Source organism: Pseudoalteromonas sp. 19-MNA-CIBAN-0066, from assembly GCF_040308705.1.
Taxonomy (GTDB): domain Bacteria; phylum Pseudomonadota; class Gammaproteobacteria; order Enterobacterales; family Alteromonadaceae; genus Pseudoalteromonas; species Pseudoalteromonas nigrifaciens.
On record NZ_JBEONZ010000013.1, the window covers coordinates 52,914 to 65,771 of the forward strand.

The window sequence follows — 12,858 nt, forward strand, 5'->3', positions numbered from 1 at the left end:
ACAGGATGCAAAAGCAAAGTGCACACTTTTCATTTGGCAACGAAACTGAAATTGAAGACTTAGGTAATGGCTTAAAGCGTCAAATGCTGGGTTATAACGAAGAACTAATGGCCGTTAAAATTTGGTTCGAAAAAGGGGCTATTGGCTATAACCATGCGCATAGGCACTCCCAAGTTACTTATGTTGTTGAAGGTGAATTTCATTTTAATATTGATGGCGTGACTAAAATATTAAAACCAGGTGATAGTTGTTTAATACCTCCTTTCGCTGATCATGGTGCAACCTGCCCAACGGGTGGTATTTTAATTGATACCTTTAGCCCAGCTCGTGAAGACTTTATTGAGGAATAATTATGCAACTTAAAGGCTTACGTTGGTGGGTTATCGCGCTAATTGCGCTTGCCACTATTATCAATTATATCGATCGCCAGGCACTGAGTGTACTTTGGCCAGACATAGTTGAGGATTTATTCCCGGATGAATCGGCGTTAGAGCGTAAACAAATATACGCTAATATCTCTATTGTGTTTGTGTTTTCTTATGCTTTTGGCCAAGCCATATTTGGTAAAATATTTGACTGGGTAGGCACACGACTCGGCTTTGTTTTATCAATTGGTGTTTGGTCGCTTGCAACAATTGCACATGCATTTGCCCAAGGTGTACTTAGTTTTAGCTTTTTCCGCGCTATTTTAGGTGTGGCCGAAGCAGGTAACTGGCCAGGTGCTGCTAAAGGTAACGCTGAATGGTTTCCGACTAAAGAACGTGCTTTAGCACAGGGTATTTTTAATTCTGGCGCGGCAATTGGCGGTATTATTGCCATCCCTTTAATTGCCTATTTAACAATTTACTTTAGCTGGCAAATGGTGTTTGTTGCTATTGGTGTTTTAGGTTTTCTTTGGTTAGTGCCGTGGTTAATTTTAGTTAAAGCGCCGCCTAGCTCTCACCCTTGGCTTACAGCTCAAGAACGTGAGTATATTTTAACCGGCCAAAGACGTGTTGATGATAATGGCGATGTAACAGACGAAGAGGAAGAAGAATACAACCCTTCTACCGCAGAGCTGTTGTGTCGTAAGCAAAGTTGGGGCGTAATTATTGCCTCGGCAGCGATTGATCCTATTTGGTGGCTGTTTGTTTTTTGGATCCCTATTTATCTAAACGAAGTGTATGGCATGGATGTTAAATCTATTGGTATATACGGATGGGTGCCTTATGTTGGTGCTATGTTTGGTGCATGGTTTGGTGGCTTGTTAGCGCAAAACAGGCTCAAATCTGGTTGGAATACCGATAAAACACGTAAACTTACCATAACATTGGGCTGTTTAATTATGCTACCGGCACTGCTTGCAATGGCTAACCCAGGTGGCCCAGTAACAGCGGTACTTATTATGGCGGTTATTTTATTTGGTTTTCAAACAGCCATTGGTAACGTACAAACATTACCGAGTGACTTACTGGGTAAAAAGGCTGTGGGCACACTATCAGGTTTCTCTGGTATGGCGGCAAAGTTAGGTGCTGTAGGCCTTACATCTTTGGTTCCTATACTTACTGCCGATGGTAATTATGCGCCAGCATTTATTATTGGTGCCTCATTAGCAATTATTGCAATGGCTGCTGTTTGGATCCTTATTCCAAAAATAGAACCTCTTAAAAAGCCTCAATAATCTCGATACTAACTGCTATGCCACTGTGTATTATAAAGCGCATAGCAGTTAACTACATAGGATAACTTCCAAAATGAAAAATATTTACTTTCTTGGTGAATGCATGGTCGAGCTTAGGGCTATGAGTGAGGCAACACTGCACCAATCATTTGCAGGTGATGTTTATAATTCTGCCGTTTATTTAAAGCGTAGCTTTGCGCAAATTTCGACCTCTGTTGTAACCGCTTTAGGCCAAGATAACTTAAGTAAAAAAATGCTTGAACGCTTTAAAAGCGAACAGTTAGACACTCAGTTTGTATTTGCTCACGATACCAAAGTACCGGGCATGTATTACATAGAAACGGATGAGCATGGCGAGCGTAGCTTTATTTATTGGCGCAGTGATGCTGCCGCTAAAAAGATTGTTGATTTTTTAACTCCCGATCTTGTTGAGCAACTTTCACAAGGTGATATGTTTTTCTTTTCGGGTATTTCACTCGCTGTAATAGAAGAAGGAGCGCGTGAGCGCTTTTGGCAAATTGTAACGCAGCTCAAAAATGCCGGAGTAAAAATAGTATTTGATCCCAATTACAGAGCGCGTTTATGGAAAAACACAGAGGAGACGAAAGCGCAGTATCATTTAGCGTTTTCTGTTGCAGACATTACCCTACCAGGCGTTGAAGATTTAACCACGCTTTATAATGTGCATAGCGTAGATGCGGTTATTGAATACTTACAAAAATATAAAATTGAAGAAATTGTTGTTAAAAATGGTCCAGCATCAGTTGTGACAAAACACGACAATACGCTTCAAAGCCATACTATTATACCGGTTAAAAATGTTGTTGATACAACCTCCGCGGGTGATGCTTTTAACGGTGTATATTTAGGTGCGCGTTTATCGGGGTGTACTATTGAAAACGCAGTACAACTTGCTGCAAAAGCCGCCGGTGCAGTTATACAACAACCTGGGGCTATTGTGCCAAAAGATATATTTCAGTTAGCAATGGCTGAAGCCGGTATTTAACTAAATTTAAAGGCCGCATCAGTTCGGCCGCATTATCTTTAATAAAGGAACAAGGTTATGACTCGCTTTTCTGAACTTATGTCAGGGCAAACATTATTGCCTATAATTCAAGCCGACACACCAGAGCAAGGCGTTAAAATAGCTCAAGCTATGGCCAATGCTGGCCTTACTTTGGTTGAAGTAGTTCTTAGAACTGATGCATCGTTAGATGCATTAAAAGCTATTAAAGAGCAGGTGCCAGCGCTTAAAGTAGGTGCTGGTACAGTAATAAATACTGACATTTTAGAGCAAGCACTTGCAGCAGGTGCCGACTTTATTGTTACGCCAGCAGTGTCTCCGCAATTATTAGCCGCGCTAACAAAATGCAATGTGCCGGTACTTCCTGGTGTGTCTAACACGGGTGACATTTTAATGGCGCTTGAGTACGGTTTTGAAGAACAAAAATTATTCCCTGCATCGCTCGCTGGTGGTACAGCATTCGTATCGGCTGTATCGTCAGTATTTAGAGCCGCTAGCTTTTGTCCTACAGGTGGCGTAAGCGAGCAAAATAAAATGGATTACTTATCTTTAAATAATGTATTTGCTGTGGGTGGTACTTGGATCGCAAATAAAGAGTGGGTTGCACAAGAAAACTGGCAAGCAATTACTGACTCGTGTATTCAAGCATTAAAGTAGTAAGGAACAAACAATGAAAGATTTAGCCCCGGCAATATTGCCAGGTGTAGTAGTTGGCGACGATGTTAGAATTGTATACGAACATGCACGTGCTAATCAGTATGCTTTACCTGCGGTAAATGTTGTTAGTACAACGTCTATTAATGCAACGCTTGAAGCTGCAAAAAAAATGAACTCGCCTGTTATTATTCAGTTTTCTAATGGCGGCGCACAATTTTTTTGTGGTAAAAGTTTGGTATTACCTGAGCAACAATCTGCAGTACTTGGCGCAGTTAGTGCGGCTAAATATGTACATACAGTTGCTGCGCATTATGAAATCCCCGTAATGCTACATACAGATCATGCTGCTAAAAAGTTACTACCTTGGATAGATGGTTTGCTCGATGCAGGTGAACAGCACTTTGAGTTAACGGGAAAACCACTTTTTAGCTCGCATATGATAGATTTATCTGAAGAACCTTTAGAAGAAAATATCGAGATATGTGCGCGTTATTTAGCGCGCATGAGCAAAATAGGGATGACGCTTGAAATTGAACTTGGTTGTACCGGTGGCGAAGAAGATGGTGTTGATAACTCTCACCTAGACAGTTCTGCACTGTATACGCAACCTGAAGATGTTGCTTACGCGTATGAGCGATTAAGCAAAATAAGCCCTAACTTTATTATTGCGGCGTCTTTTGGCAACGTTCATGGTGTTTATAAGCCGGGTAACGTGGTACTTACACCAACCATTTTAAAAGACTCACAAGCTTACGTATCAAATAAATTTAATTTACCCCCTAACTCAATTAACTTTGTATTTCATGGTGGTAGTGGCTCAGAGTACGACAAAATTGTTGAGTCTTTAACCTATGGCGTAGTTAAAATGAATATTGATACCGACACCCAATGGGCGTGTTGGACCGGTATTTTAGATTATTACACTAGCAAGCAAGCGTACTTACAAGGCCAAATTGGTAACCCAGATGGGGACGATAAACCCAATAAAAAATACTATGATCCGCGCGTATGGCTTCGCCATTCAGAGCAAAGTATGGTTGCAAGGCTTGTTCAGTGTTTTAACGATCTAAATTGTGTAAATAGGTATAGTGCATGAAAAGACTAAATACAGTATTAAAAGAAGATGGCGTACAAATCGACCTTATTTTACTTATTCGCACAATTTTAGCGACCAGCAAAGAAATTGCTTTTAGAGTAAGCCAAGGTGAATTAGCCGGTGTTTTGGGTTCAACCTTAAATGAAAACATTCAAGGTGAAGTGCAAAAAAAGCTTGATGTAATAGCCAATCAACTACTTAAAGATATTTTGCTAGAGGACAGCTCAGTGAGAACTGTAGCGTCAGAAGAAGAAGACCACGCAGTAGGAGCCAACCCAGAGGGTAAGTTTATAGTGGCATTTGACCCACTTGACGGCTCTTCTAACATAGATGTAAATGGCCAAATAGGCACTATTTTTACTATTTATTTAGCCCGAGATGATGTGCCCTATGATAGCGATGAGCAATTTAACCAATTAGGTGCAAACCAAGTTTGCGCGGGCTATGTGCTTTACGGCCCCTCGTCATTACTTGTAATGAGTACTGGCGGCCCTACACGGTGTTATACATTAGACTCTACACACGGCGGTTACTTACTAACAAATAGCCAACTTAGTGTGCCAGAGCAAAGCAGTGAGTTTGCCGTAAATATGGCTAACTATCGCTATTGGGATGAGCCTACACAGGTATATTTTGACAAGTTGCTATATACATGTAAAAGCTTTGATAAAAGCTCAGTGCGTTGGAACGCTGCTATGGTGGGAGATGTACATCGTATTTTATGCCGTGGCGGGTTATTTTTATATCCACAAGATAACCGCGCTGGTAATGAAAATGGAAAAATAAGACTCCTCTATGAAGCAAACCCATTAGCCTTATTAGTAGAAAATGCCGGCGGTAAAGCCACTTCAAAAGGGGCCCGAATATTAGATATAGCCCCGACTAACTTGCACCAGCGAGTGCCTGTTGTTTTAGGCTCTATAGCGCCAGCTGAATATTTTAATAGCACTGTTTATAACAGTAATGCTAAATATTAGTGTATATAAAACGTGTAGCGATGTGTTAAGGCCAATACACGCTATTTGGTTGCTCTTTTGTGCGTTACCCACATAGATGTAGGTAGCGCGCATTACCCCACGTTTACTTGAGTCGACTTACTCGGCTCTTGCATGGGTGTAAGGCTAAAATAACGCATAAGCAGTTATCGAGCCTATTAGAGGGTAAACTCGCGTTAATTTTATTTTTTGCTCCTCCTTATTACTCCTTAATTACTCATACCTTAATAAATCACACTTAAAAGCCTTACTTAAATTAATAGCCTCAAGTAAATACCAATACAGGGTAATAAATTGGTAATAACAAGAAGCCGTTGCTGGTAAGTTGTTTGTGGGCGTTTTATGCTTGTTTCGTTATTCTTTTGTGAATTAATTGTTCTTTTTTTGATTGTTTTTAGTGGCAAAAGTTATTTTATTATGGTTATATGACCAAGCTGGTTAACAGCGCAGGGTTTTATTTATACAAATTGGTAATGCGTGGTCTTTTATTTGGTAATGTAAGTGGGTTTGTAGCGTGAAAAATTGATTTACAAATTTTCAGCGTTAAAGAAAAAACCACACCTAATAATAAACGCAGTAATAAAAGTCCTTTAACAAAAAAATAGCTGCCTTAGTTCATTTACACAAATAAACGGCTAGCAACACACTTCACACACAACTAGAAAGGAGAATTTGTAATGGCGTTGAACAAAAAACATATAAATAATGTTGAAGCGTACAAACAAGTTCGTAATCGATTTAAACTTAGCCCAGTAGCTAAATTAATTAAAAACAGCGTTATTACAGGTGTATTAGGCTCATTTGTTTTTTCCGCAAATGGACAGGAAGCCGTTGAAAATACTCAAGCAAAAGAAGACGTTGAAGTTATTAGTGTTACAGGTACTCGTAGAACTATACAAGACCAAATAGCAATTAAACGCGAATCAACTACTGTGGTCGATGGCCTTTCATCAGAAGACATTGGTGATTTACCGGCGTTATCTATCGGTGAAGCACTTGAATCTATTACTGGCGCTGCCTCTCATCGTGAAAATGGCGGTGCAACAGAAATAACTATTCGTGGTCTTGGTCCTTTCTTAAGTGCAACACATATTAATGGCCGTGAAGCGACTAATGGTAGTGGTGATCGCTCAGTTAACTTTTCACAGTTTCCATCTGAGCTGGTTAAAAAAGTAGCCATATATAAAACCCAAGACGCATCAATGATAGAAGGTGGGGTAGCAGGTGTAATTGCACTTGAAACCATTACTCCGCTCGACTTTGGTAAGCAAAGTATATCTGGCGAAGTTAAATTAAATTACAACCCAGATGAAGGTAACGTAGATAACTCACTACAAAGTGATATGGGCTATCGCGGTACGTTTAGTTATGTAGATCAGTTTGAATTTGACAATGGCCAAGCCGTTGGTGTGTCGTTTGGTGTACAGCGCCAAGATATTAGCCAACCAGAAGCTGAATATAGAAGCTCTAGCCCATCGGGTTCATCATTATGGGCTTGTATAAACGATCCTAACAATACCAATGAGGGATTTTATCGCAGTAAAGCTGGCGACTGTGAAGACCAAGTAGCGGGCGATAAATTAAAAAACCAAGGTTATCAAACCAAAATAGACTCGCAAACTGGTAAAGCAGAAAGTGACGGTACTCCATATGCTTGGACTGGCAGTAGCCGCAGCTTTCGTCAAAACGAAACGTCTGATGAGCGTGATGCGGTGTTTTTTGCATTACAGTACCAGCCATCAGCTGCGTGGGATATTAACATTGATACGCAAATATCAGATAGAACACAACAAGAAGCGCGTCACGATCTAATCTTTTTACAAAAACGTGCTACACCAGGTATAACAGGCCCTACATTGGTTACCAATGATGTAGGTGGTATTTTGCATTGGGAAGGTGAAGAGCGCATAGAGTCGGCGGGTGAGCAATTTTCTCGTGAAGAAAACTACCAAGGCTACGGCATAAACATTGAACATACTGTTACCGATAGATTAACAGTTGACTTAGATTTAGCCTATTCAAAAACTGAACGAGAAGAGCTGCAAATATCTAACCGCGGTAGGACTTCAAGCCAAAAATTCTTTACCTGGGATATGGGCACAGAAATACCTCACTTTACGTTAACAGACTTTGATGTTACCGATATTTCAAACTTTACAGATAGCTTAAGAACACGTTTAGATCGTGAAAACGTTCGTGAGAACGAAGTTATGTCAGCTCGACTAGATTTTGATTACTTACTCGAGGGTAATGTTTTTACTAGTATTAAGGGCGGCATTAGAACATCTGAATTGAGCTTTGTGCAATTTGGTGGCAGCCAAGGTAATGGTTCAAGAAACGAATTTACGTTAGATTCAGGCACAGATGCGCTTAATGTGCTACAAGGATGTCAAATTGACTTCCCTGAATCAGGTTTTTTATCAGGCGTATCTGATGGCAATATTGTAACCAATATAGATGCTGATGGTAATGCAATAGGCAGTGGTACAGGCTCATCATGGGCAACCTACGATAACGTTTGTTTTTCTCAAGCAGTTGCCGGCTCTAACGTAGACGGGCAGTTTGCTTACCCCGATGTTGAGTACGAAAATACAGGTACAATAGATGTAACCGAAAAAACAACATCAGTATATTTAATGGCTAATTATGATACTGAAATGTTTGGTAAGTTTATTCGCGGTAACTTTGGTCTTCGTATTGTAGATACAGAAGTTACGTCGATTGGTTTTAGAAATAGCTTTGATATAGTAACTAGTGACACAGGTGTGCTTTCTCTTGTTGAATCAAGTTCAGGCTCATTAGATAGAATACAAAGTGGTGGTGATTACACTAAATACTTACCAAGCTTTAACTTAGTTATTGATTACAGTGAAGATATTTTACTTCGCGCGGGTATATACCGTGGTATGTCGCGTGCTGATCCATCAAATTTAGGTTACAGCCGTACATTTGAAGAAGATAAAGAAGGTACTGCAACATCAATTAGTGATTTACTAGTAGGCGTAAATGGTTCTGGTAACCCAAATACTCAACCACTTATGTCGTGGAACTACGATGCCGCTTTTGAATGGTACCCAAATGAAGACTCGATTTTTGCGTTAAGCCTTTACTACAAACAATTTCAAGGCGGTTTTCAACAGCAAACAGTTATTGAAGACTTTATTGTGGGCGGTGAAACAGTATCTTTACCCATTACTAACTCTGTTACCTCTGACGAAGATAGCGAAATATTAGGCCTTGAAGCCTCATTTTCATATCGCTGGGATAACGGAATTGGTATGAAGTTTGGTTATAACTTTGCCGACACTGATTTTGAGTTCCAAGATAGTTTATACGGCGACACGTATGAAACTGATGTAGATGGAAATTCAACTCAACTGCAAGCAGGTATTATTCCACCAGCTTCAGTACCTGGCTTCTCTAAGCATGTATTTAGTAGCCAGTTGTACTACCAAATTGGTGGATTTGATACCGCGGTTATTTACAAATACCGTAGCGAATACTTCCAACCTTACACATCTAATGGTACTCGCTTACGTTATGTAGACGGGGTAGGGGTGTGGGAAATGCGCGCATCTTATAAAATTAATGAGCACATTAGAATTAAAGCAGAGGCAATTAACTTATTTAGTGCACCTAAATCACAAGACTTCTTTGTTGAGGGGAACTTAGGTGAAGTGAATGACTACGGCCCACGCTTATTCTTGGGTATGAGCTTTAAGTTCTAAATTAAAGCAACTAATACACAAAAGGCTCTAATTTAGAGCCTTTTTTATTTGGTGAACACACTAACTTAGTGGGTTAAATGGGTAATAGAATACAATCCACGGGTTTCATCTGTTTTACGTTTTATCTCTTCAAGCGCTTTAGCTTCACTCGCTGCAAATAATGCGTTAATTAATCGGTTAAAGTGGTTATGCATTGCTTTTCTTGCTGCTGATGAGTCATGCGATGCAATTGCTTCGTATATAGCAGTGTGTTCTTGTATTCGTTGCTCGTTACTTTGCGAACAAACATCTTCATGAGCCGAGATAATTTCAGGTTCGGTTAATCTCAACTTCCAAAGATTATTAATTGTTAAAACAATAGCGTTATTACGGGTTGATTGCGCGATAATTTCATGAAAACGTTGATCGGCTGCATTCGCGGTTTCAGCAATACGCATGTCATCAAGTGTTTGTTTTAACAACGCTAACTCTTCACTTTGTATCGTTGCGGCAGACAGTGCTGCAGCCTCTGCTTCAACCAAAGCACGGGCTTGAGTTAGCTCAAATGCACTTATTGGTTTAGCGAAGCTTTCTGACTTTTTAGTGTCAGTAACAAAAACACCAGAACCCGTTTTTACTTCAACGCGCTCTCTGACTTCAAGTGCAATAATTGCCTCGCGTATAGTTGGGCGGCTTACTTGGTGAATTTCGGCTAACTCACGTTCTGCTGGTAACCGTGTACCCACAGGATAAATACCTTGATCTATCGCGGTTTCTAATTTTTCAACAATTGTCCAAAAACGTCTGCGCCTTTTCATTTTCATATCCTCTGATTTAAATTGTTGTAAATTCATAATGTTGCCACAATAGAAAATTAATAAGGCTACTTTACGCCTACTTTGTAATCGTAAGTTAATTGGTAATTTTATAATACTAATTGGTAAGATAACCCCCTTCAAGAGGCTTGTCAAATTGGCTTCACTTTTCATGTAAGGTATTGATATACATTTCTCTATTGATAAATACCTAGCGTATTATTGCAAACAAAAACGCATTTATTAATCAATCTTATTTACAAATAAATCTAAGGCATAATACTGTGGTTTGAGGTAGCCTATTTAGCATTTTAAAAGGTGCATTTATAAGTAATTAAAAATTTAGCGATTAAATACATGGCGTATTTAAATACATAAGTTAAATATATCAATAAAAGGAGTTTAGTATGAAAAGTTATAAAGCGTTCCCGCTTGAAGTTAAAAATGACATAACAGAGTCAATTAAAAGTCAGTTTGGTGATACTTTTTCAAATGATTTAATTTTAACCTTTATTCGGGTAATGGAAGAGTCAACATTTGTTGAAGTTGACTTTGCGGATTTATTAGCATTTTTAGCCGAGTGTAAACATGGTTTTAAAACCTTTTCTAATCAAGATACGTTAACTGAATTTGTTAAATCAAATCAGTACACACCAAAGGCTTTATTTGGGCATAAAAAGTTGCTTGAAAACTCCGAGACTAATTTTATGGATGACTTTTCTGATAGTGTAAATAAGCTTAAACAGCTTGTAGCAAATGATGGCTTTTTATATGTGTCGGCTGGCTTTAATCAAGGCTTAAGCGAGCAGAAAAACGGTTTTGAATTTTTTATGATTAGCTGTCATGAATAGAGAAGGTTAATTATGTAGTGGAACTGGTATAAGGGAGAATATATAAGTGCATTATTTAAATGGGCTATATAAATTAAACCACAGACTAAGGTTAACCACATTTATTACTGCTGTAATTAGCTGGCTTTTTGTTAGAAAAGCCAGCTAGCAATAACTGCGTTTTAGCATAAAACTCACAAATAGACCGGGTTACACTATTAAGCCAATAAAATTATTTGCCCTTTAAGGGCAGCAAATATTACAAAGCATCCTTGCTTATCAAAACTGTGTTTCTAGCTGTAATATCAAAATTTAGATATAACTAATAGTTTATAAGCAGCCAGGTAAATGTTTTGCAGGGTCTGTTTCACGTGCTTTTATTGCATCAGCAACCGTCATTCCAAGGGCTTTAGCAACACCTTCACCATAGGCAGGATCGCACTGATTACAGTTACGAATATGACGATATTTAATAAAGTCATAGGTATCACCCATTTGTGCCGCCGTATTACTAAATAGCGCTTGTTTTTGCTCATCATTCATTAAGTTAAAAAGAGCGCGTGGTTGGCTAAAGTAGTCGCTATCGTCTTCACGGAAGTCGTAATGTTTAGCATCGCCATTAATTTTAAGTGGCGGTTCAACATATTGTGACTGCTCTTGCCACTGGCCAAAGCTATTCGGTTCGTAGTGTGGCCTTGCGCCATAGTTACCATCAACACGGCCTTGTCCATCGCGCGCATTGCTATTAACAGGGCAGCGAGGTTGATTTACCGGCACTTGATTATGATTCACACCTACACGGTAGCGCTGTGCATCAGCGTAGTTAATTAAGCGGGCTTGTAGCATTTTATCTGGTGATACACCAATTCCAGGTACTAAATTACTCGGTGCAAAAGCAGCTTGCTCTACGTCAGCAAAGTAGTTATCAGCGTTTTTATTTAACTCATACTCACCTACTTCAATCAGTGGGTAATCAGCTTTAGGCCATACTTTAGTTAAATCAAAAGGGTGATACGGGACGTTATCAGCTTCGGCTTCAGGCATAATTTGCACATACATTTTCCATTTAGGGAAGTCGCCGCGCTCAATCGATTCAAATAAATCTTTTTGATTACTTTCACGATCCATAGCAACTATTTCAGCAGCTTCTGCATCGGTTAAGTTTTTAATACCTTGCTGTGTACGAAAATGAAATTTCACCCAAAAGCGCTCACCGGCTTCATTCCACAAACTATAGGTGTGTGAGCCAAAACCATGCATATGTCTATACGAGGCAGGTATACCACGATCACTCATTACAACCGTTACTTGATGGAGTGCTTCAGGTAATAAAGTCCAAAAGTCCCAATTGTTAGTTGCAGAGCGCATATTAGTACGAGGATCGCGCTTTACCGCTTTATTCAAATCTGGGAATTTAAGTGGATCACGTAAAAAGAATACAGGGGTATTATTACCCACCATATCCCAATTGCCTTCTTCGGTATAAAACTTTAATGCAAACCCACGAATATCACGCTCAGCATCAGCAGCGCCACGTTCACCTGCTACCGTACTAAATCGAGCAAACATTTCGGTTTTTTTACCAACTTCGCTGAATATTTTTGCACAAGAATACTTACTAATGTCGTTAGTAACAGTAAATGTGCCAAACGCGCCAGAACCCTTTGCATGCATACGGCGCTCTGGAATAACTTCGCGTACAAAATTTGCCAGCTTTTCATTTAGCCAAACGTCTTGAGCAAGTAATGGCCCACGCTTACCAGCGGTCATACTATTTTGGTTATCAACAACAGGCGCACCGCTGTTAGTGGTGAGAGGGGTATGGTCAAAAGGACATCTTTTATCACTCATACAATTGCTCCTTTAATGATTATTTAGAATAAAAACAAAATACACTGATCACTCAATACTATACTAATAGCCCAAATAGTATAGTACGAGAATTAGCCGAGGTAGATCCCTGTAAAAAATGGTATTTAAAGTTTTATAAAAAGGCTTTTTGATCAGCAGTGGTTGAGCACAATAAATTTAAAAATAACAATGTGGGGACGAAAAGCACGTTAAATAAACTTTA

At 39.4% G+C, this 12,858-nt stretch carries 10 protein-coding genes; 8 read left to right on the forward strand and 2 right to left on the reverse strand.

Going from position 1 to position 12,858, the window contains the following annotated elements:
• Positions 1–5 precede the first annotated feature (5 nt).
• The 7 genes from AAEZ18_RS09645 to AAEZ18_RS09675 all read left to right on the forward strand — a co-directional run bounded on the left by AAEZ18_RS09645 (position 6) and on the right by AAEZ18_RS09675 (position 9,160).
• Entirely contained in the window at positions 6–350 is a 345-nt protein-coding gene (locus tag AAEZ18_RS09645; protein ID WP_011328423.1) for a cupin domain-containing protein, read from the forward strand.
• Between the two features lie 2 nt (positions 351–352).
• On the forward strand, positions 353–1,660 hold the full coding sequence (locus AAEZ18_RS09650) for an MFS transporter (protein WP_011328422.1): 1,308 nt from the start codon (positions 353–355) through the stop codon (positions 1,658–1,660).
• Between the two features lie 73 nt (positions 1,661–1,733).
• On the forward strand, positions 1,734–2,666 hold the full coding sequence (locus AAEZ18_RS09655; protein ID WP_192532097.1) for a sugar kinase: 933 nt from the start codon (positions 1,734–1,736) through the stop codon (positions 2,664–2,666).
• Between the two features lie 57 nt (positions 2,667–2,723).
• On the forward strand, positions 2,724–3,341 hold the full coding sequence (eda, locus tag AAEZ18_RS09660; protein ID WP_192532098.1) for a bifunctional 4-hydroxy-2-oxoglutarate aldolase/2-dehydro-3-deoxy-phosphogluconate aldolase: 618 nt from the start codon (positions 2,724–2,726) through the stop codon (positions 3,339–3,341).
• 13 nt (positions 3,342–3,354) lie between these two features.
• On the forward strand, positions 3,355–4,437 hold the full coding sequence (gene fbaA, locus AAEZ18_RS09665) for a class II fructose-bisphosphate aldolase (protein ID WP_350552229.1): 1,083 nt from the start codon (positions 3,355–3,357) through the stop codon (positions 4,435–4,437).
• Entirely contained in the window at positions 4,434–5,414 is a 981-nt protein-coding gene (locus AAEZ18_RS09670) for a class 1 fructose-bisphosphatase (RefSeq protein WP_350552226.1), read from the forward strand. Before fbaA ends, AAEZ18_RS09670 begins: the two co-directional genes overlap by 4 nt.
• A gap of 695 nt (positions 5,415–6,109) precedes the next feature.
• Positions 6,110–9,160 carry a TonB-dependent receptor gene (locus tag AAEZ18_RS09675; RefSeq protein ID WP_350552223.1) on the forward strand — a complete coding sequence of 1,017 codons (3,051 nt, stop codon included), beginning with the start codon at positions 6,110–6,112 and terminating at the stop codon, positions 9,158–9,160.
• Positions 9,161–9,225: 65 nt separating this feature from the next.
• Here the strand turns inward: AAEZ18_RS09675 and AAEZ18_RS09680 are convergent, their stop codons facing one another.
• A complete protein-coding gene (locus tag AAEZ18_RS09680; RefSeq protein ID WP_041454459.1) occupies positions 9,226–9,957 on the reverse strand; it encodes a FadR/GntR family transcriptional regulator in 732 nt (243 codons plus the stop codon).
• Positions 9,958–10,361: 404 nt separating this feature from the next.
• Between AAEZ18_RS09680 and AAEZ18_RS09685 the strand changes: the two genes are divergently transcribed.
• Positions 10,362–10,805, forward strand: a complete 444-nt coding sequence (locus AAEZ18_RS09685; protein WP_350552220.1) for a hypothetical protein — start codon at positions 10,362–10,364, stop codon at positions 10,803–10,805.
• 309 nt (positions 10,806–11,114) lie between these two features.
• Here the strand turns inward: AAEZ18_RS09685 and AAEZ18_RS09690 are convergent, their stop codons facing one another.
• Positions 11,115–12,635 carry a catalase gene (locus tag AAEZ18_RS09690; RefSeq protein WP_182683415.1) on the reverse strand — a complete coding sequence of 507 codons (1,521 nt, stop codon included), beginning with the start codon at positions 12,633–12,635 and terminating at the stop codon, positions 11,115–11,117.
• Positions 12,636–12,858 lie beyond the last annotated feature (223 nt).

What these genes read in the sequence shown, in the direction of transcription:
- fbaA (WP_350552229.1), top strand. Translation starts at nt 3,355, where the DNA reads ATGAAAGATTTAGCCCCGGCAATATTGCCAGGTGTAGTAGTTGGCGAC.
- AAEZ18_RS09670 (WP_350552226.1), top strand. Translation starts at nt 4,434, where the DNA reads ATGAAAAGACTAAATACAGTATTAAAAGAAGATGGCGTACAAATCGAC.
- AAEZ18_RS09690 (WP_182683415.1), bottom strand. Translation starts at nt 12,635, where the DNA reads ATGAGTGATAAAAGATGTCCTTTTGACCATACCCCTCTCACCACTAAC.
- AAEZ18_RS09650 (WP_011328422.1), top strand. Translation starts at nt 353, where the DNA reads ATGCAACTTAAAGGCTTACGTTGGTGGGTTATCGCGCTAATTGCGCTT.
- AAEZ18_RS09645 (WP_011328423.1), top strand. Translation starts at nt 6, where the DNA reads ATGCAAAAGCAAAGTGCACACTTTTCATTTGGCAACGAAACTGAAATT.
- eda (WP_192532098.1), top strand. Translation starts at nt 2,724, where the DNA reads ATGACTCGCTTTTCTGAACTTATGTCAGGGCAAACATTATTGCCTATA.
- AAEZ18_RS09655 (WP_192532097.1), top strand. Translation starts at nt 1,734, where the DNA reads ATGAAAAATATTTACTTTCTTGGTGAATGCATGGTCGAGCTTAGGGCT.
- AAEZ18_RS09675 (WP_350552223.1), top strand. Translation starts at nt 6,110, where the DNA reads ATGGCGTTGAACAAAAAACATATAAATAATGTTGAAGCGTACAAACAA.
- AAEZ18_RS09685 (WP_350552220.1), top strand. Translation starts at nt 10,362, where the DNA reads ATGAAAAGTTATAAAGCGTTCCCGCTTGAAGTTAAAAATGACATAACA.
- AAEZ18_RS09680 (WP_041454459.1), bottom strand. Translation starts at nt 9,957, where the DNA reads ATGAAAAGGCGCAGACGTTTTTGGACAATTGTTGAAAAATTAGAAACC.